At 40.7% G+C, this 20,113-nt stretch carries 17 protein-coding genes; all 17 read right to left on the minus strand.

The features are described from left to right. Positions 1-24 precede the first annotated feature (24 nt). Complete coding sequence (argC, locus tag FLP08_RS01045) at positions 25-990, minus strand: N-acetyl-gamma-glutamyl-phosphate reductase (protein ID WP_156273154.1); 966 nt, start codon at positions 988-990, stop codon at positions 25-27. Next, positions 987-2,174: an argininosuccinate synthase gene (argG, locus tag FLP08_RS01050; protein ID WP_156273156.1), complete on the minus strand. Its 1,188-nt coding sequence runs from the start codon at positions 2,172-2,174 to the stop codon at positions 987-989. Before argG ends, argC begins: the two co-directional genes overlap by 4 nt. An 89-nt stretch (positions 2,175-2,263) precedes the next feature. Continuing rightward, the gene (locus FLP08_RS01055; protein WP_156273158.1) at positions 2,264-2,905 is read right to left on the minus strand and encodes a GNAT family N-acetyltransferase; all 642 of its coding nucleotides are present in this window, start codon (positions 2,903-2,905) and stop codon (positions 2,264-2,266) included. A gap of 458 nt (positions 2,906-3,363) precedes the next feature. After that, positions 3,364-4,638, minus strand: a complete 1,275-nt coding sequence (ilvA, locus tag FLP08_RS01060) for a threonine ammonia-lyase IlvA (RefSeq protein WP_156273160.1) — start codon at positions 4,636-4,638, stop codon at positions 3,364-3,366. After that, positions 4,638-6,107 carry a ketol-acid reductoisomerase gene (ilvC, locus tag FLP08_RS01065; RefSeq protein ID WP_156273162.1) on the minus strand — a complete coding sequence of 490 codons (1,470 nt, stop codon included), beginning with the start codon at positions 6,105-6,107 and terminating at the stop codon, positions 4,638-4,640. Before ilvC ends, ilvA begins: the two co-directional genes overlap by 1 nt. Then, entirely contained in the window at positions 6,104-6,643 is a 540-nt protein-coding gene (gene ilvN, locus FLP08_RS01070; RefSeq protein ID WP_156273164.1) for an acetolactate synthase small subunit, read from the minus strand. Before ilvN ends, ilvC begins: the two co-directional genes overlap by 4 nt. Next, the gene (ilvB, locus tag FLP08_RS01075) at positions 6,643-8,376 is read right to left on the minus strand and encodes a biosynthetic-type acetolactate synthase large subunit (protein WP_156273166.1); all 1,734 of its coding nucleotides are present in this window, start codon (positions 8,374-8,376) and stop codon (positions 6,643-6,645) included. The genes ilvN and ilvB overlap by 1 nt, the downstream gene beginning before the upstream one ends. Positions 8,377-8,387: 11 nt before the next feature. Then, entirely contained in the window at positions 8,388-10,061 is a 1,674-nt protein-coding gene (gene ilvD / locus FLP08_RS01080; protein ID WP_156273168.1) for a dihydroxy-acid dehydratase, read from the minus strand. A 740-nt stretch (positions 10,062-10,801) separates the two neighbouring features. Continuing rightward, positions 10,802-12,325, minus strand: a complete 1,524-nt coding sequence (locus FLP08_RS01085) for a GNAT family N-acetyltransferase (protein WP_162430867.1) — start codon at positions 12,323-12,325, stop codon at positions 10,802-10,804. An 85-nt stretch (positions 12,326-12,410) separates the two neighbouring features. Then, positions 12,411-13,043, minus strand: a complete 633-nt coding sequence (locus tag FLP08_RS01090) for a response regulator transcription factor (protein ID WP_156273170.1) — start codon at positions 13,041-13,043, stop codon at positions 12,411-12,413. Continuing rightward, on the minus strand, positions 13,018-13,824 hold the full coding sequence (locus tag FLP08_RS01095; RefSeq protein ID WP_156273172.1) for a sensor histidine kinase: 807 nt from the start codon (positions 13,822-13,824) through the stop codon (positions 13,018-13,020). The genes FLP08_RS01090 and FLP08_RS01095 overlap by 26 nt, the downstream gene beginning before the upstream one ends. Before the next feature lie 59 nt (positions 13,825-13,883). Beyond that, positions 13,884-14,480 carry a hypothetical protein gene (locus tag FLP08_RS01100; RefSeq protein ID WP_156273174.1) on the minus strand — a complete coding sequence of 199 codons (597 nt, stop codon included), beginning with the start codon at positions 14,478-14,480 and terminating at the stop codon, positions 13,884-13,886. A 645-nt stretch (positions 14,481-15,125) separates the two neighbouring features. After that, positions 15,126-15,995, minus strand: a complete 870-nt coding sequence (locus FLP08_RS01105) for a 5-oxoprolinase subunit C family protein (RefSeq protein ID WP_156273176.1) — start codon at positions 15,993-15,995, stop codon at positions 15,126-15,128. Next, a complete protein-coding gene (pxpB, locus tag FLP08_RS01110) occupies positions 15,985-16,716 on the minus strand; it encodes a 5-oxoprolinase subunit PxpB (protein ID WP_156273180.1) in 732 nt (243 codons plus the stop codon). Before pxpB ends, FLP08_RS01105 begins: the two co-directional genes overlap by 11 nt. Next, positions 16,716-17,456: a 5-oxoprolinase subunit PxpA gene (gene pxpA, locus FLP08_RS01115; RefSeq protein ID WP_156273182.1), complete on the minus strand. Its 741-nt coding sequence runs from the start codon at positions 17,454-17,456 to the stop codon at positions 16,716-16,718. Before pxpA ends, pxpB begins: the two co-directional genes overlap by 1 nt. Next, a complete protein-coding gene (locus FLP08_RS01120) occupies positions 17,456-18,676 on the minus strand; it encodes an Nramp family divalent metal transporter (RefSeq protein ID WP_162430869.1) in 1,221 nt (406 codons plus the stop codon). The genes pxpA and FLP08_RS01120 overlap by 1 nt, the downstream gene beginning before the upstream one ends. Beyond that, positions 18,673-19,836: a DUF2891 domain-containing protein gene (locus tag FLP08_RS01125; RefSeq protein ID WP_156273184.1), complete on the minus strand. Its 1,164-nt coding sequence runs from the start codon at positions 19,834-19,836 to the stop codon at positions 18,673-18,675. The genes FLP08_RS01120 and FLP08_RS01125 overlap by 4 nt, the downstream gene beginning before the upstream one ends. Positions 19,837-20,113 lie beyond the last annotated feature (277 nt).

Consider the following 20,113-nt stretch of genomic DNA (forward strand, 5'->3'; position numbering starts at 1 on the left):
GAAACGAGTTCAGGATGACGTCTATTAAAAATAACTCGCTTTTAAATTCAAGCCCAATTTTTCATCCAGGCCGAACATCAGATTCATATTCTGCACTGCCTGCCCGGAAGCTCCTTTCAACAAATTATCAATTATACTCGTCACCAGCAATTTATCACCGAACTTCTGTAATCTAAGCAGGCATTTATTTGTATTGACGATCTGTTTCAAATGCAGATCTTCTTCGGTTACAAAGGTGAAGGCTGTATCTGCGTAAAAATCTTTATAAATCTTTTTGGCTTCGTCCAGGCTTCCTGAAAACTTTGTGTAAGCCGTAGCATGGATTCCTCTTGAGAAATTTCCTCTATTCGGAATAAAGTTCACCTCGGTTTTATGATCTGACTGCAGCTGCTTTAAGCTCTGCCCGATCTCGTTCAAATGCTGGTGTTCAAATGATTTGTAAGCGGAGAAATTATTATCCCTCCAGGTAAAATGCGTAGTTTCTGAAAGCGAAGTTCCCGCTCCGGTTGCTCCGGTAACCGCATTTACATGAACATCATCATTTAAAAGTCCGTTTTTAGCCAGAGGAAGAATTGCCAGGGTGATCGCTGTAGCGAAACATCCGGGATTTGCTATAAAATCAGCCGACTTGATCTCATCTTTGTACAATTCCGGAAGACCATAAACAAAGGAGTGATCATCAGATTTCTGTCTGAAATCAGTACTGAGATCAACGATCTTCGTCTTTTCAGAAAATCGATTTTCAGCAAGGAACTTTTTCGAATTCCCATTCCCAAGACAAAGAAAAACAACGTCTACTTCAGTATTGATCTTATTGGTGAACTGAATTTCGGTTTCGCCTATCAGATCCTGATGGATGCTATAAATAGGTTTTCCGGGCTGAGAAGTACTAAAAATAAAGTTCAGGTTTACCTCAGGATGATGGAGTAAGATCCTGATCAATTCTCCTGCGGTATATCCTGCGCCTCCTATAATTCCTGCTTCAATCATGAATCCTGGTTTACGTGTTGATAGATCTTGCCGGAATTAGACAGGATCTTGATAAATCCTTTGGCATCATCTGCGGTCCAGGCTTTATTCTCCTCACCGTAATTCCCGAAACTACTGTTCATAAGATCATTTGGAGATTTAATTCCGTCCAAGGTAAATCTGTAAGGATGAAGAGTAACGAACACATCACCAGTCACTTTAGCCTGAGAACTTTCAAACTGTGCTTCGAAATCCCGCATTACGGGATCTAGATATAATCCTTCGTGCAGGTGCATTCCATACCAGTTCGACGTATAATCCTTATGTTGAAGCTGCCATTTGCTCAAGGTATGTTTTTCTAACAAATGATGAGCTTTGATCGTGATCAAAGCAGCCGCAGCCTCAAAACCAACTCTTCCCTTGATTCCAATGATGGTATCACCTACGTGTATATCCCTGCCAATAGCATATTTTGAGGCAATTCCTTCCAGAATTTCAATGTTCTTTTCAGGAGAGTTTTCCTCGCCATTAATTGCGGTAAGCTCACCTTTGGTGAAACTAAGTTTTACCTGTTTTGGTTCTTTATCTTTTAATTGAGAAGGATATGCTTCTTCCGGTAAGGCTTTTTCCGAAGTCAGTGTTTCTGCTCCTCCAACGCTAGTCCCCCAAAGTCCTTTATTCACAGAATATTTGGCTTTCTCCCAGTTCATTTCTACGCCTTTGCTCTTAAGATACTCTATCTCTTCCTGTCTGCTAAGCTGTTTGTCCCTGATTGGAGTGATGATCTTTATATCTGGTGCGATGATCTGGAAGATCATATCAAATCTCACCTGATCATTTCCGGCGCCTGTACTTCCATGAGCGATATACTTTGCTCCAACTTTTTTAGCATAGTTCACGATCTCGATCGCCTGGATGATCCTTTCCGCACTTACCGAAAGTGGATAAGTATCATTTTTAAGTACATTTCCAAAAATGAGATATTTCACTACTTTTTGATAGAAGGAAGAAATGGCATCGATGTTCTTATAACTGCTGGCACCGATCTTTTGGGCATTATCACCTATCTTCTTGATTTCTTCTTCTGAAAAACCACCGGTATTCACACTCACCGCATGAACTTCAAATCCTTCTTCTTCAGATAAATATTTCGCGCAATAAGAGGTATCCAATCCTCCGCTGTATGCTATAACTACTTTTTTCATTTGTATGTATTCTTCAAACGTCAAGCTGAATTTATTTCAGCTTCTCAACAGATCCTGAAACAAGTTCAGGATGACGGATATTTTAATAATTACTCTTTCTCTGCCTTTTCCTTTTTATAGAAAAAGGTTTGTTTGATATGTTTTAATCTCTGAAAAGCTTTATCGTTTAATTTGCTGATGCTCTCAGGGGTCTTCTTTTTCTCCTTTTTCTTTTCAGGATCGTATAACATCCCTGTACAAAGACACATTTTTCTTTCGGTCCTTGTTAGAATATCGTAATTCTTACAGCCCTGGCAACCTTTCCAGAAGGTCTCATCATCGGTTAATTCAGAGAAGGTAACCGGTTGATATCCCAGTTCGTAGTTGATCTTCATAACCGCCAAACCGGTGGTAATCCCAAAGATCTTGGCATGGGGATATTTTGTTCTGGAATGTTTGAAGATCACTTTCTTGATCTCTTTGGCCAGCCCGTGATTTCTAAAATCGGGATGCACAATAAGACCCGAATTAGCCACATATTTATCGTGACTCCAGGTTTCTATATAGCAGAAACCGGCAAATTTTTCACCCTCAAGAGCTATAACGGCATTTCCTTTTTCCATCTTATTAATGATGTACTCAGGAGTCCTACGGGCAATACCGGTTCCACGGACCTTGGCCGACTCTTCGATACAGTTACAAATGATCTCAGCGTAAGAAGCATGAGATTTATTAGCAATGATAATTTTCATCTGCTAAGAAATTAAATTGAAAAAATGTTTTGATTTGGGGGTTTCGAGAGCGGAACCGGACTCACCTAAGTTCCATAGATATATAGACGCACTTACGTGCGACGGGGAAAACGTCGGCGCATAGGAGATATATCAGTAAAAGTGCTGATATAAAGTTGGTATTCTATGCTGTTTAAGTAAATCAAAATGGAAAAATCAAATAATATTAATGGAAAAGGGTTTCAGGGGCACGACCTAGAAGCGGCGGCGGGGCCTGAAATTGAAACGGGGTAATATTATTTGTTTGATCGAAATCATAATGCAAATGTATACAAAATTTTAATTGACAAGCATTTACAGGACTTAAAATTTATAAATAAAATTTTCAATCCTCCCTCTCCCGAAATTGCAAAAAGAAATTTCGACCTCTCCAGAGGGAAAGGTAAATCGGTTACTCAGGGCCTAGCCCTAAGATTTTTTTATATTAAAAATTGAAATAAATTTGGATTATCGTTGAGATATTCTCCATAAAAATTCTTCTTTTTCATCCTATCCACCAATGGTTTAAAGTCATTTGGGTCTTTTAACTCGATCCCAACCACCGCAGGTCCATTAGATCTATTGTGTTTTTTGGAATATTCAAAATGAGTGATGTCATCATTGGGTCCAAGAACTTTAGCTACAAACTCCTTTAAAGCACCTGCTCTCTGTGGAAATACCACCACGAAATAATGCTTCAATCCAGAATATAGCAATGCTCTTTCCTTGATCTCAGCCATCCTGATGATATCATTATTACTTCCGCTAACGATACAAACCACGTTCTTACCTTTAATTTTTTCGGAATAAAGGTCTAATGCCGAAATAGCCATTGCTCCAGCCGGTTCTACTACCATTGCATCCTGGTTATAGAGATCAAGAATGGTCTGGCAGATCTTCCCTTCAGGTACCGTGATCATTTCGTCGAGATTCTTTTTACAGATCGCGAAATTCCTGGCGCCAACTTTCTGAACAGAAGCACCATCTACAAATCGCTCAATATTCTCTAATTCCACTACCTTACCTTCCCGCAAGGAAGTTTTCATCGAGGGCGCACCTTGAGGTTCAATACCTATGATCTTGGTATTTGGTGATAACTCCTTGAACATAGAAGAAACTCCGGCGAGTAATCCACCACCTCCAAGAGGAGCGAAAATATAATCTATAGACTCATCAGCCTGTTCAAGAATTTCCAAAGCTATGGTCGCCTGGCCTTCTATTACTTTTTCATCATCAAATGGATGAATGAATATAAGGCCCTGCTCTTCCATATGTTTCATGGCACTCTTAAAAGAATCATCATAAGTATCTCCCTTAAGCACCACATCTACCCATTCTCCTCCAAACATCTGGGTTTGCTCAACCTTTTGTTTCGGAGTAGTTCCGGGCATATAAATTACTCCCTTAACCTTTAATTTATTACAGGCAAAAGCAACTCCCTGGGCGTGATTTCCGGCACTGGCACAGATCACTCCTTTCTCTAATTGCTTCTGCGGCAAGCTGGAAATCTTGTTATATGCACCCCGAATTTTATAAGATCTAACCTGTTGCAGGTCTTCTCTTTTCAGCATGACATTGGCCTCAAAGCGTTTGCTATAAGTAAAGGATTCGGCTAAAGGAGTTTTTAAAACAACTTTGGAAATTCTTTCAGCAGCCTGTTTAACAGCCTCGAGGCTTGGTATATATGTTTTATCTTTTTCCAGCAAAGTATTCATTACGCGTATATTTTCTTCATTGCGGTCATCGCAGATCTTAATTTAGCTCCGACCTCCTCAACAGGATGATTTTTTATTTCAGCATTCACTTTTTCCAGTTTCTGCTCATCAACATTTCCACCTTCGAATTTCTTGCCGGCAACTTCAGGCTCAAGAGAATTCACATAATCCTTGATCAAAGGTTTTGCGGCATGATCGAACAGGTAACAACCGTATTCTGCAGTATCTGAAATCACTCTATTCATTTCATATAGTTTTTTCCTGGCGATAGTGTTAGCAATAAGCGGAGTTTCATGAAGCGACTCATAATAAGCCGATTCTTCAATGATTCCTGCATCTACCATGGTCTCAAAAGCCAGTTCCACGCCAGACTTTACAAATGCTACCAGCAATACACCTTTATCGAAATATTCCTGTTCAGAAATCTCTTCGGAAGTCGCCTCTGTTTTTTCAAAAGCGGTGTTCTCGGTTTCAGCTCGCCAGGTATGCAATTCCTTATCGTCATTCGCCCAGTCTTTCATCATGCGGCTGCTGAATTCACCGGAAATGATATCATCCATATGTTTCTGGAAAAGTGGACGCATGGTTTTCTTAAGATCTTCGGAAATTTCATAAGCTCTCAATTTTGCCGGATCTGATAGTCGGTCCATCATCTGAGTGATTCCTCCATGTTTCAATGCTTCCGTAATAGTTTCCCAGCCATATTGGATCAATTTCGCGGCGTAGTTTGGATCTACTCCTTCAGCAACCATCTTATCAAAAGTCAGGATCGAACCGGTTTGAAGAACTCCGCATAAAATGGTTTGCTCTCCCATTAGATCTGATTTCACTTCAGCTACGAAGGAAGATTCCAGAACTCCGGCACGATGACCCCCGGTGGCGTAAGCATAGGCTTTTGCCCATTCCAGGCCAATCCCGTGTGGATCATTTTCAGGATGCACGGCGATTAACGTGGGCACCCCAAAACCTCTTTTGTATTCTTCACGAACTTCAGATCCAGGACATTTAGGCGCGACCATGATCACAGTAACATCTTCACGAATCTTCATGCCTTCTTCTACGATATTGAAACCATGAGAATAAGAAAGCACCGCGTTCTTTTTGAGGTAAGGCTGAATGGCCTTGATCACCGAAGTATGTTGTTTGTCGGGCGTTAGGTTGATAACCAGGTCTGCTTCGGGAACGAGTTCTTCATAAGTTCCCACTTTGAAATCATTTTCAGTAGCATTTTTCCAAGACTGACGTTTTTCCTTGATCGCTCCTTCTCTTAGAGCGTATGAAATATCGAGTCCGCTGTCGCGCATATTGAGTCCCTGATTGAGACCCTGGGCGCCGCAGCCAACGATGACTATTTTCTTATCTCTTAAAGCATCTACTCCGTTATCGAATTCTTCAAGCTCCATAAACCTGCAGGTTGCTAACTGGGCTTGTTTTTCACTGGATGAAAGGCTGTTAAAATAGTTGGTCATGATAATGAGTTTGTGGTATTAAATTTTTCTAATATTCCTGAAATTGGCATTTCGTTTTTGGTAACCGCAATGGTTCCAGACCTTACGAATTGCATCAATCCATAAGGTTTCAGGGTCTCGTAAAGAGCATCTACCTCGGTTCGTTTTCCGGTCTTTTCGATCACGAAAAATTCCTTGGTAACCGTCACAATGCGGGCATTGGTTTCTTTAATGAAGTCCTGGATATTGTGATCGTCTAAAAAGTCCTGAGACCTGATTTTATAAAGAGCGGTTTCCTGGTAAATGGTTTCAGCATCGGTATGATAAAATGCCTTGATCACCTCGATCTGTTTTTCAAGCTGACCCACGATCTTTTTGATCTGTTCCTCGGTAACGTTCACGATGATGATAAAACGCATTACTTCAGTCACCTCGCTGGGCGATGCGGTAATACTCTCAATATTGATATGCCTTTTCAGGAAAATGGCCGCAATTCTTGATAGTAATCCAAGATTGTTTTCTGTGTATATAGATACGGTATAATTCTTTTTTTCCATTACTCTAATATTATATCTGAAACTGCCGCTCCGGTTGGGATCATTGGAAACACATTTTCTTCCTGTTCAACTTTCACTTCAAGGAAAAAAGCTTCATCGCTATCCATCATTTCCTTTACAGCATCCTTTAACTGACTTCTTTCTGTAACCTGTTTTGCCTGAATATGATAACCTTTAGCAATCGTAATAAAATCTGGGTTGATCATAGTTGTGGAAGCATATCTTTTATCAAAAAATAACTGCTGCCATTGTCTTACCATTCCCAGGAAACCATTGTTCAAAAGCACAATTTTTACCGGAACCTTTGTTTGGAAAATGGTTCCAAGTTCCTGAATGGTCATCTGGTAACCTCCATCGCCGATCACGGCTACAACATCCCTTTCTGGCTTGGCCATTTTTGCTCCAATAGCTGCCGGAAGCGCAAATCCCATTGTTCCCAGTCCGCCAGAAGTCACATTGCTTCTGGTACCATTGAATTTAGCGTATCGGCAGGCGGCCATCTGATGCTGTCCCACATCTGAAACGATGATCGCGTCTCCATTAGACTGGTTGTTGATCTGTTGAATAACCTCAGCCATTCCCAGATCCTTTTTATTTACATCAAGATTTCCTTTTATTACTTTTTCATATTCGGTCTTATACATATCCTTGAACTTCTGGTGCCATTCCTCATGGGAGTTAGGCTCCAGTAATTCTAGCAATGCTTTCAAACTTTCTTTAACATCACCTAAAACAGGATAATCTGCTTTTACGTTCTTATTTATTTCGGCTGGATCGATCTCGAAATGGATCACCTTGGCCTGTTTAGCATATTTTTCGAGATTCCCTGTTACCCTGTCATCGAACCTCATCCCGATAGCGATCAACACATCACATTCATTAGTCAGCATATTAGGAGCATAATTCCCATGCATTCCTACCATTCCAACATTCAAAGGATGATCTGTAGCCAATGCCGATAAACCTAATATTGTCCAGGCAGCTGGAATCCCTGATTTCTCTACAACCTGCCTAAAAAGATCTTCCGCTTCTCCAAGGATCACTCCCTGGCCCCAAACGATCATGGGTTTTTTCGCATTATTAATCACTTCAGCAGCACGTTCCACCTCCAGAAGGTTTAATTCCGGAATGGGCTTATAGCTTCTAATTCCGGAACATTTCTTATAACTGAACTCCAGTGATGCGAACTGTGCATCTTTAGTAATATCGATAAGTACAGGTCCCGGTCTCCCAGATTTAGCAATATAAAAGGCTTTTGCCATCACCTCAGGAATCTCTTCTGCTTTGGTGATCTGGTAGTTCCATTTGGTAACAGGAGTGGAAATACCAACAATATCTGTTTCCTGAAAAGCGTCGCTTCCAAGTAAATGAGATCCCACCTGCCCGGTGATACAAACCATGGGTGTGGAATCTATCTGAGCATCAGCGATGCCAGTGATCAAATTCGTAGCTCCCGGCCCTGAAGTTGCTAAGGCAACTCCTACCCTTCCTGAGACACGGGCATATCCTTGAGCTGCATGAGTAGCGCCTTGTTCATGCCTGGTAAGTACATGGTGAATTTCTTTCTGATATTTATACAGTTCATCGTAGACAGGCATAATCGCCCCTCCGGGATAACCGTAAATAGTATCTACACCTTCTTCAAGCAAACATTTAATCACCGCTTCAGCCCCTGAAACGGTCAAGGTGTTCTTAGTGTTTACCTTCTCGAAACTTGCTGTTTTTACCTGCATAATTCACCATATTAAAATTCATCTGTAACACAGCCTTCTGATGCTGATGCTACCGTTTTTGCATATTTATAGAGTACACCTCCACTTACCTTGAAAGCAGGTGCTTTCCAGGCTTTCTTTCTTTCACTAATTTCTTCATCGCTCAAATGAGCCTCGATCCTATTGGTTTCAGCATTGATGCTGATCTCGTCACCATCTTTAAGCAGACCTATAAGACCGCCTTCCTGGGCTTCAGGAGTAATATGACCAACTACGAAACCATGGGTTCCTCCTGAAAATCTTCCGTCTGTAATAAGGGCAACTTCTTTTCCAAGTCCTGCTCCCATTATTGCTGAAGTTGGTTTCAGCATTTCAGGCATTCCAGGACCTCCTTTAGGACCCTCATAGCGAATGACGACGACATCTCCTTTTTGAACCTTTCCGGAGGAAATCCCTTCGTTAGCTTCAAATTCGCCGTTAAATACTTTTGCTTTCCCTTTAAATTCCAAGCCTTCCTTCCCCGTAATTTTAGCTACGGAACCATCAACAGCCAGATTACCGTATAGGATTCTGATGTGTCCGGTGGCCTTGATAGGTTTCTCCACAGGATGAATTACATCCTGATCAAAAGGCAAAGGCTCTACATTTTCAAGGTTTTCAGCAATCGTTTTACCGGTAACGGTCATACACTCGCCATGAAGTAATCCTTTTTCAAGCATATATTTCATCACAGCCGGGATTCCCCCAATCCTGTGAATATCTTCCATTAAATATTTCCCACTAGGTTTAAGATCTGCCAGGAAAGGAGTTTCTTCACAGATCCTTTCAAAATCCTTTAATCCAAAATTTATTTCAGCAGCTTTGGCAATTGCTAAAAAATGGAGCACCGCGTTGGTTGACCCTCCAAGCACTGTTAGCAACCTAACTGCATTCTCCAGGGATTTTGCAGTTACTATATCCTTAGGCTTAAGATCTTTTTCCAGCAAATATTCCATTGCCTCTCCTGCCTTGATACTTTCCTGAACTTTTTCAGGTCCGGTCGCCGGATTTGAGCTATTAAAAGGAAGACTCATCCCCAATGCTTCAATTGCTGAAGCCATGGTATTTGCAGTATACATTCCTCCACAAGCTCCTGCGCCGGGACAGGCTTTTTCTATCACCGCCTGGTACTCTTCTTCCTGCATTTCACCGGAAACCTTAGATCCCCAGGCTTCAAAAGCGGAAACCACATCCAGTTTTTTACCATTATGGCAACCAGAGGCGATCGTACCTCCATAGACCAGGACTGAAGGACGGTTCAGTCTTAACATAGCCATCAAAGCTCCGGGCATATTTTTATCACAACCAACTACAGTTACCAGCCCGTCATAAGACATTCCCGCTACCACAGTTTCCATCGAGTCTGCGATAATATCACGGGAAGGAAGTGAATAACGCATTCCCGGTGTTCCCATGGAAATACCATCACTTACTCCAATAGTGTTAAAAATTAGCCCATTCAATCCTGCATTCTGAGTTCCTTTTTTCACCTCTTTAGCAAGATCGTTCAGGTGCATATTACAAGGATTACCTTCATAACCGGTACTTCCTATACCCACAAATGGTTTTTTGAGATCTTCTCTATCTAGTCCAATGGCGTGAAGCATTGCCTGCGAGGCTGGTTGGGAATCGCTTTGTGTTATTTTGCTGCTATATTTGGTATTCATTATATGATTTTCAGTTTCAATAAGATTTAAAAATACTTGGTTAACTATACTGTTTAAGACTCTTTACAAGTGCTCAATTAATTTCAATCCGGATTTGAAAATCATAAATTATTGTTTTTCAGCATTTTATATCATTTAATATTACGATAGCTAATGGATTTGATTTAAGCAAAACTTAAGTTCCGGGAATAAAAAAAGCCATCTAAAAAGATGGCTTTGATTTATACTGGATAGAACGCACATCTTTCAGGGTCGGTTTTCGATAATCGAAATGACCTCAATAATAAAAGATGCAATAATGTTCTGATTTGACTTAAACATAGTAGTAAAGTAGAGAAATATTTTTTAAAGAACTAAATATCAATGCATTAATTTCAATATTCTCCATTCTTATAATGAAAAGACCCTGAAACGAGTTCAGGGTGACATTTTGGTATTCAATCGAATTATAGATAGGAAGCCTCGACTCCGCTCGGCCAGACATAAATTTATTAGAGACCTGAATCACGTTCAGGGTAACGTAAGACATTCTTTTGTCATTCAGAACGAAGCGAAAGCGTTGGGAAGAATCTCCTTATTGATAATTCCTTAAACGAGAGATTCCTCCTTCGTCGGAATGAAATTAAATTGTCATTCAGAGTGCAACGCAGTGAAGCGAAGAATCTTTTTACTCCTACATAAACCAACATGAGATTCCTCCTGCGTTGGAATGACAACCTTACAAATGATAAATAGATATTTTATTTCTTTTTTTTCAAAGAATAAAGATCCTTTCTTCTGTCCTTCATATTCCTTACGCTTCCGAAGTTATGCAACTCCTTTAAAAGATCGAGATCTACATCTACCAGTAAAGTGCTTTCGGTGTTTGGTGTAGCTTCAGCCTTGATGCCGTTAACTGGAAAAGCAAAATCTGAAGGAGTCAGCACCGCGCTTTGGGCATACTGTATATCCATATTATCAACTTTCGGAAGATTCCCTACAGAGCCGGCCATAGCCACATAACATTCATTTTCTACTGCACGTGCCTGGGCACAGATCTTAACCCTGGAATAACCATTCTGGGTATCGGTCATGAACGGAACAAAAAGAATGTTCATTCCTTCTTCAGCCAGTATCCTTGAAACCTCTGGGAATTCCACATCATAACAGATCAACACTCCGACCTTTCCACAATCTGTATCGAAGGTTTCCAGTTTATTACCGCCTTTCATTCCCCAGGCAGTTTCTTCAGCCGGAGTGATATGAAGTTTCTCATAACGCTCATAACTACCGTCCCTCCTGCAAAGGAAACCTACATTGTACATATGTTCCCCTTCAGGCATAGGCATACTACCGGTGATGATATTGATATTATAATTGATAGCGAACTCGCGAAAGGTTTCCAGCAGGCGCTCGGTATAACTGGATAAACCGCGGATGGCTTCAGGTTCGGTTAAATGATTGAACTGGGCCATCAGGGGCGCGTTGAACAGTTCGGGGAACAAAATAAAATCGCTCTGGTAATTACTAACTGCATCTACAAAGAACTCGATCTGAGAAACCAGGGCATCATAATCTTTAAATAAACGCATTTGCCACTGCACCAGCCCAAGCCTCACTACAGTTTTGGTGGTATTCACCAGCTTCTGAGGTTTGGAATAATAGATATTGTTCCATTCCATCAGGGTGGCGTATTCCTTACTTTCATGATCGCCGGGTAAATATCCCTTGATCACCTTTTTCACGTGAAAATCATTGGAAAGCTGGAAGCTAAGAACAGGATCGTGGATCTCCTGTAGTTTTACCTTTTCGATATATTTTTTCGGGGTGAGCTCCTCGGCATATTTGGAGTAATTAGGGATCCTTCCGCCAAAAATGATCGATTTCAGGTTAAGGTGTTCACATAGTTCCTTTCGGGCCTCGTAAAGTCGGCGTCCCAATCGCATTCCGCGAAATTCCGGATGTATAAAAACATCTATTCCGTAGAGCACATTCCCATTTTTGGTGTGGGTAGAAAAATTTTCGCCTCCAATAATTTCCTCGTAAGTATGGTTATCGTCAAACTTATCATAGTTCACTATGATGGAAAGCGCGCATCCGGCGATCTTATTATCTATCACGATACACAGCTGGCCTTCAGGGAATTTATTGATCAGGGTCTTTATCTCTCCCTTGCTCCAGTATTCATCTGGCATGGCCTTATAACTCTTCACCATGGAGATCTTTAACTCCTCGTAGTCCTTGACCTGTAAGTTTCTTAGTTCAATTTTTGCTGAATCTATCACGGCAATCTAATTTTTTGATACACGAAGATACTGCAGAATACGCATTTAAGGAATCCTGAAATTACAGAATTGGTTTAAAGTATTCTTAAACTTCGCAGATACCTTCTTTTATGGCGAAGATCACCAGGCCCACCCTGCTCTTGACATGCAGCTTGCTAAAAAGGCTTTCCCGGTAGTTCTCCACGGTCTTGGGGCTAAGGTTCATCTCGCCCGCGATAGCCTTATAAGTAAGCTCACTGCAGGCGTGCCCCAGGAATTCCAATTCCCTTTCGGTAAGTTCTTCATATTTCTGCTTTCTTTCTTCCCGGCTAAGCGCCTCAGAAATGGTCTTATTAGAATAATAACCGGTCCTATCTATGGCATTTAAGGCGTGTTCGAATTCCTCCGGGTCTATATCCTTTAATAAGTACCCCCTGCAACCCAGCCGAAGCATTTTAATGATGGTTTCATCTTCTTGGTCTACCGTCAAGGTTAATACCTTCTGGTTGGGATGATTTTCCTTTAGCCACTCCATGGTTGCCATTCCATCCATCACCGGCATTCGCATATCTAAAAGAATGATATCTGGAGACACATTACCTTCCTGGAAATATTTAACCAGCTCTTCCCCATTCTTAAAGGCCTTAATGACTTCAAAACCCTCGAAAGAATTCACCAGGATCTGAAGAGATTGTGCGAAAAGTCTATGATCGTCAACGATTATGATCGTCTTGTTCATTTTTGATGGTCTTGGTTGGATATCGTAAATATAGCGAAGTTCCCTTACCAACAGAAGAATTTAAGGTTAAATTGGCCCCTATCATGGCAGCACGGCTGCGCATGTTTAAAAGACCAGAACCTAACTGCTGTTGCTCGATATCAAATCCACGGCCGTTCTCTTCTGCAGAAATTTCCATATATCCTTCTTTGTAGCTGAATTTCACCCATAATTGGGAAGCCCCGGCGTATTTAATAACGTTGGAAAAGAATTCCTGAAGTATCCTGAAAAGAATGATGCTATCCTCCTGAGCAATTTCATAGGGCTGCCCTTCAATTTCCATGCTGGCCTCAATTACCTCCAGCCGGTTAAACCGGTCTATCTCATTATTTACTGAAGCCTGTAAGCCCACATAATCTATCACCTCGTTATTCAAAGACCTGGAAAGCGACCTGACTTCAGACAAAGAACTAGCCACCAGGTCTTTTACTTCCTTTAAACCATGCTGATTCTCCTCGGCAACTTTTTTATTCAGTAAATTAAGCTGCATACTGGCCACTGAAAGTAACTGCCCAATATTATCATGAAGCTCCCAGCTTACATTTTTAAGCGTGGCCTCCTGAATCTCCAGGCGGGCATTAGAAAGTTCTGTCTTGAAATTTTGTTCAGCTTCAAATTTTTCTTTCAGGATCTTATTTTTTCGCCTTTGATAAGTGATAAAGAAAACCACGGTGAATCCGGCAAGGAAAAAAATCACCAGAATAAAATAAATTATTAATAAGATCTCTTCTTTACGAAGCATGCTTTGGTAATCGATTAATATAACAAGTATACATAAAATTGAGAGTATTTCGGAAACAGCTACATAACTGCTTTTTTCGATATATGTGAATTATAACGGTAGTCTACATAAAAGCCAATCGCAAACACAGAATACAGAAATATGTTTGCATATTGGTGCACTATTCTATCCAGTTCCATATATAAAGGATTTTCCAGGCTAAAAAAGCCACTGTAAAGACCAAGCGGCACCATACCTAACTCCCAGATTACTATACCTACAGATATAAAAAACCGAATATCTTTAAAAAAATCAAGAATCTCATCTGACTTCAGAATTTGAAGGTAATATAAGCCTACACAGATGAGCAGGATAAAAGTTTTAGAAATATCCACATATGGGTCATAAGCATGAAAAAACTCTCCAATGGTTAAAAAACTCAGGATACTAAAGACAGGAAAAATATATAGAATGGTGATAAGCCATTTTTTTGTTTTTTCATTTTGAATTTGTTTAATAAAAATCCAGGATATGCAAAGGGTGGTTATAATTTTAAGACTATTACCCCACCAGAGATTCCTGCGAAAAACTGTATTTTCATAAAATGAAAGGATCTTATAATCCTCCAGCCAGGCCCAGATTGGTAAATACCCATAGATTTCAAGAAAAACAATCAAAATTAGATAATACACAAAATATCTTATCTCAGGCGCTGTATAATCTGATTTTTTTAAATACCAGATCCCGGACAGAGCCGCTGTAATTTCAAAGATTGTGCCTATATAAAGCTTAGTTTCTAATAGAAACTCGATCAATTTCATTATTCAAAAAGATTAACTACCGAATAAAGATATCAGGATTTTTGCAACATTAGGTTACTATAAGTTTACTTGAATTTATAATCCATAAAAATCCCAGGATAAGCATAGGGTAAATAAAAATGAAATCATCCCCGCAAAGAATTTCGTATTTAACCAGGATTCCCGGGTTGCGCGCTTTTTCCTATACAGTTACTACAAAGTTTCTTAGCATCATCCTTCGAAATTTTATTTTCCACTATTTTCATGTTTTTATGAAAAAATTGATCGGTTAAGTGTTAAAATTGAAGTTATTCCGAATGGTTTTCTTATCTGAAGTCCAGAAAGGGGAAAATTCCCCTTTACCTACATAGGTACTGATTCTATATTTGTGTTAGTCATTTTAGTAAAGCTAAAGTGTTTTGGGGCAAAAAAGTGTCAACCAAGGTTCGTTATAGTTCTGAGTAGGGTCTTTTCTATAGCAGTACACCACGGTGACACTTTTTTATTTTGGTCCGTTATTTCCTAAAATTCCAAATAATCCTTTTTCTGAAAACTCAAATTTTCTCCGGGTAATTTCTGGGATAAGACCTGTATCCCGTATTCCGACAACTGAAGGATGCGCGGGTAACCCCCGGTGGTCTGGCAATCCCGCATTAGTACGATGATCTTACCAGATGGGGTTAATTGTACCGTACCCGGCAGTACCGGCGCGGTTATAATCGGTTTTAGCTCGTTCTTTAATCCTTCTTTAAGCTGAACCGCCATCCTATTGCTATCTTCATTGGTGCTGAACAGGGAATTGAACAACTGGTTCTTCTGGGTAAAGCTTAACTGGCTGAACTCGGGTCCAGGATAAACCTCGATCTCATCTTCTGCTAAATATTCTGAATCTATTTTTAATGAAGAGTGGGTTTCGATATCTGAAAATTCTTCTGCTTTATATGTCAATTTCATTCCTTTGAGCAGCCTGAATTCCTCGGTCAAACCCTCGTACCAACTTCGACTGTCCATAAGCTTTTCGGTCCTAAATCCACCAGAAATGCCAATATAGGCCCGAAAGCCGGACCTGCGACCTGCAAACTTTAGCACGTCTCCTTCACTAATGTAGATCAGTTCATTCAGGCTAACCGCTTTACCGTTAAGTTGTGGTGACAGGTCGGCGCCACTTATACAGATTCTGGTTGGAGCGCTAAATTTTAATTGCGGCCCCTGCATAGTGATCTCCAAGACCGCGGCTTCCTGTGAATTACCAAGGATTAGATTACAAATACGCATGGCGTACCTGTCCATCACACCGCTATGGGGAACTCCATATTTCTGAAACCCGAATCTTCCCAGGTCCTGAATACTTGAAAACAGGCCGGGTTGTACAACCTCAATTTCAGCCTTCATGCTCATGATATTTTAAGGAGTAATTTCCACTTTGAACTTCATCACGGATTTTATAAAAATCTTCTTTTGAAATGGCCTCGAATTTTATTTTATCTCCAGCAGAAAATGGGCTGGGAATAGCCTCATTTTTATTGAATAGCTCCACCGGACATTTACCTAAGATCTGCCATCCTCCCGGACTGTTTTTTGGGTAGATCCCGGTTTGATTTTCACCTATACCAACAGAGCCTTTTTCTACCGATTTTCTCGGTGATTTTTTACGGGAAATTTTAAGCTTTTCATCGAGACCGCCCAGGTATAAAAAACCAGGTAAGAAACCAGTAAAATAAATACGGTATTCCGCGGCAGTATGCAGTTGGATTATCTCCTCAATACTTAAATTATTCTGCTCAGATATATGCTGTAGATCCAAACCAAATTCCTCGTCATAACATACCGGTAAGCTGAAAATCTTATACTTATTATTTTTTGGTATATTAGCACCACTCACCAGCCGTTTTACCCTCAAAACTTCACCATAGACATCTTCTATAGTAAACATGTAACTAATTAATAACGAGGTATATGTGTTTACAACCTCAACCTTTTGTTTAAACTCTGAATTTTCCAGAATATTTTTATAATACAGTACTTCCTCCAGCAGGTTTTCACTGATATCTCCGCCAAATTTAACGAGGATACCGCGATCTCCCAGAGGTGATATTTTTGGAAATTCTGCCATTAAGAATTCTTTACTCCTATTCCTTTTTCGGCTAATTTTTTATGAAGAAATTTAATGATCTCTATGGAAGATGGGGTGTCACTATGCAGGCAAAATGTATCTGCTTTCGCCTCTATCTTTGGCCCCGAAACCGTATGAATTTTCTTATCATTATAAATAGAAAAAACATGCTCAAAAACACGCTGCTTTTCTGTGATCAATGCATTTTCTTTGGCGCGAGAAACGAGGCTGTAATCTGTATTATAATTACGGTCTGCGAAGGCCTCAAAAACAAGGTCGAATTTCCCCATGGCCAGCTCTGAGATTTTTGAATGCAAGGGTACAAAAAGTTTAAAATCGGCATCCAGGTCTTCCAGACATTCAATGACACTTCTGGCAATTTTTTCATCTTTTGCGGCATCATTATAAAGGGCTCCATGCAGCTTCACGTGAGTAAGCTCACCGCCTTCAGATTCTGCGATCTGCTTCAGGCTTAAAACCTGCCCTTCAATAGAAAGCCGGAGGTCTTCCTCGCTCATCTCAATAGAATCTCTCCCAAAGTTTTTCCTGTCTGGATAAGAAGGATGCGCGCCAATCTCTACCTTATGCTCCATGGCCAGCCTTACGGTGCGATGCATGGTTTCAAGATTTCCTGCATGACCGCCGCAGGCGATATTGCAGGCAGAAATTAGGGGCATAAGTTCTTCATCATACTTCCCTCCTTCGCCCAAGTCGCAGTTTATGTGTATAGTTCTTTCCATTATAAATTCTGAATTACACTGAATATCGATTTTGCACCCAGGAAAACTGACAGAGCGATCACGATAAATCCTATGATATTCTGTACCAGTGTATTCCTGTGTTCTCCCAGAACAGAAGCCTGGTTCACTATCCAAAATAAGAAAATTGCGATGATTGGCAGCAAGAGTCCGTTAGCAATTTGGGCAAATTGAATGATCTCTACAGGTTTTATTCCCAGGGAAGAAAATATTACCCCAAGGATAATAATGCTCATCCAGATCGCTTTAAACCTTTTAGAGCTCATGCCTCCTTTCCATCCCAGGCAACCCTGCACTACGTAGGCGGCAGCCAAAGGGGCGGTGATAGAAGAGGTGATCCCGGCAGCAAGTAAACCTATAGCAAGAAAAAGGGTAGCCGAACTTCCAAATAAAGGTTTCAGGCCCACCGCGAGATCGGCGGCACTTTCTATGTTTTCAATATTAGAAGCGGCAGCGCATATTACAATGGCCATGGAAACAGTTCCTCCAAGAAATAGAGAGAAGGCGAGTTCCTTTCGAACTGCCCCAAGGTATTTTGGGCCACTCCATTTTTCGCTTACCAGGGAAGCATGCAGAAAAAGATTATAGGGTACCACGGTAGTTCCTACCAGGGCAATGATCGTAAGCAATCCTGCATCAATAGATCCTGGTATAAAACCTTTAAATATTTCAGAAAGATCTGGTCTGGTCAAAACCGCCGTGAGCAAAAAGGCTATGCTCATTAGTAGCACCAGGCCTATAAAGATCTTTTCTAGTTTTTTATAGCTCCCCAGGAAAAGCAAAAAAAAGGCGATCCCGCCAATTAGAAGACTCCAGAGATTGAGATTTATAGCTCCCAATTGAAAGCTGACTGAAGAGAATACAGCTTCCATCCCTAAAACTGCTCCACTGATATTCCCGGCTTCGTAGGCCGCATTTCCCAGTACGATCGCAAAAAAAATAAGAGCAAGGGTTAAAAAACGAAAAGCCGGATTTTCAATTTCTTCCCTGATGCATTCACTTAGACCTTTGCCGGAGATCAGGCCTAATCGTGCCGACATTTCCTGCAGAACGATACAGGCGAAAACAGAGATCAACAGGGCCCAAAGCATTGAATATCCAAAGTTTACCCCGGCCAGACTACAAACCGTAACTGTCCCAGGGCCTATAAAAGCTGCAGAAACAAGTATGCCCGGCCCTAAATTATTCAGGAAGTTTCTCACTCGCTCACTTTCTTCCTAGCCTCCTGTAAGGCGTAAATAGCGAAAGTTCCCAGCCAATGCCCACCTTCATAACTATCTCCAACCACATTGGAGAAAGAATAAGCCACATGCTCGTTGGCGAGGCTCTTAAGATGGCCGAATTGTTTTGGATATTGATGTGCGAGGCCATAGAAGATCCAGGCTCTGCTAAAATTAAGTCCGTCTAGGTGCACTAATTTACCATCGCTTCGATCTGAAACTTCTCCTACCTCCATTTCAAAATCCTTGGTCTTCAGTTGTGGCATAAAATCGTCTACCCATAGGCTGAAGGCGTTTTTAGGTAATACTCTTCTCATAATATCGATCTCCGTTAGGCACGGTGAAAGAAAATCATATCCTCCCGGTTCCCAAGAAACTGGGCAATTATCATCTTTTAAATAAAAGTCCTGTGCTCGCTTTTTAATTAGCTCTGCCAGCTCTGTATGCCCGGTGGTCTCTGCATAATCGTAAGCCAGGCTAAGGCCAAAAGCCGTATTGGTATGCTCTCCTACCCTTATAGGATAATTAAGTTTAGGAAGAAATTCCTTATAATTTTCAACGATAAGGTCGGCCAAAGGCTGCAGGTTGGCTGAAAGTTCCTGACCAAGAGGATCTTCCCAGGTTTTTAATTCTTCGGCAAGTTTGAGCAACCACGCCCAGCCATAGGTTCTTTCGAAAGATCCGCTCTCTTTACGTTGGAAATATTTCAATTCTCCCTGTATATTTTCTTCAGAAAGAGAATTCTTCAAGGCTTCCCTAACTGCTTCCTTTTTTTCGATATCAGGAAATTGCTTCAATAGGCTTACCAGGGACCAATGAGCGTGTACGGAGGAGTGCCAGTCGAAACAACCATAAAAAGCGGGATGCAGTTCATGAGGTTCCCCTAAAGCTTCCTTATTTTCCAGGGTCTGCCCTAACTTATTCGGGTATTCGGTTTCAATACAATTAAGAGGTAACTCAACCAGTTTATTAGCCTGTTCAAGATTAAGTACCACAGTTTCGGCAGTTACCAGGCCATCAGGCAACAGGTCCTCTCCTTTTATACTATCAGTAATTGGGGTACTTTCTTCGGTATCTGTAGACTTATCCCCTTTGCAGGAGATCACTGCCAGGCAGATAATCAATAGAAAAATTCTCTTCATCGGTTTTAGGTTGTCGCTTCCCGAACTTTTTCGGAAATCGTAGATTGGTTTTACGGTCTTTCCAAAAATATAAAAAAGGTAGAAAGGTTTAGTTAATTAAACCTCAAGATATTCAGTATACATTTGGTCTTACCCCGGTAAAAATTAGAGGCATTTTGCCATTAATCTATTGAAGTTTTAGTGATTCAACCATTCAAAAAAACTATTAAAATCGATTTCATGTATTATTGGATTTTAGTAAATTTAAAGTAAACAGATATAAAAATGATTACTCTGA

Source organism: Christiangramia aestuarii (assembly GCF_009735585.1).
Classification (GTDB): Bacteria; Bacteroidota; Bacteroidia; order Flavobacteriales; family Flavobacteriaceae; genus Christiangramia; species Christiangramia aestuarii.

Excerpts from the sequence above, each read along its gene's own strand:
- FLP08_RS01090 (WP_156273170.1), bottom strand. The coding sequence starts at position 13,043 with ATGAACAAGACGATCATAATCGTTGACGATCATAGACTTTTCGCACAA.
- FLP08_RS01095 (WP_156273172.1), bottom strand. The coding sequence starts at position 13,824 with ATGCTTCGTAAAGAAGAGATCTTATTAATAATTTATTTTATTCTGGTG.
- ilvN (WP_156273164.1), bottom strand. The coding sequence starts at position 6,643 with ATGGAAAAAAAGAATTATACCGTATCTATATACACAGAAAACAATCTT.
- ilvD (WP_156273168.1), bottom strand. The coding sequence starts at position 10,061 with ATGAATACCAAATATAGCAGCAAAATAACACAAAGCGATTCCCAACCA.
- argG (WP_156273156.1), bottom strand. The coding sequence starts at position 2,174 with ATGAAAAAAGTAGTTATAGCATACAGCGGAGGATTGGATACCTCTTAT.
- ilvB (WP_156273166.1), bottom strand. The coding sequence starts at position 8,376 with ATGCAGGTAAAAACAGCAAGTTTCGAGAAGGTAAACACTAAGAACACC.
- FLP08_RS01055 (WP_156273158.1), bottom strand. The coding sequence starts at position 2,905 with ATGAAAATTATCATTGCTAATAAATCTCATGCTTCTTACGCTGAGATC.
- FLP08_RS01105 (WP_156273176.1), bottom strand. The coding sequence starts at position 15,995 with ATGAAGGCTGAAATTGAGGTTGTACAACCCGGCCTGTTTTCAAGTATT.
- ilvC (WP_156273162.1), bottom strand. The coding sequence starts at position 6,107 with ATGACCAACTATTTTAACAGCCTTTCATCCAGTGAAAAACAAGCCCAG.
- ilvA (WP_156273160.1), bottom strand. The coding sequence starts at position 4,638 with ATGAATACTTTGCTGGAAAAAGATAAAACATATATACCAAGCCTCGAG.
- argC (WP_156273154.1), bottom strand. The coding sequence starts at position 990 with ATGATTGAAGCAGGAATTATAGGAGGCGCAGGATATACCGCAGGAGAA.
- FLP08_RS01125 (WP_156273184.1), bottom strand. The coding sequence starts at position 19,836 with ATGAAGAGAATTTTTCTATTGATTATCTGCCTGGCAGTGATCTCCTGC.
- pxpA (WP_156273182.1), bottom strand. The coding sequence starts at position 17,456 with ATGGAAAGAACTATACACATAAACTGCGACTTGGGCGAAGGAGGGAAG.
- pxpB (WP_156273180.1), bottom strand. The coding sequence starts at position 16,716 with ATGGCAGAATTTCCAAAAATATCACCTCTGGGAGATCGCGGTATCCTC.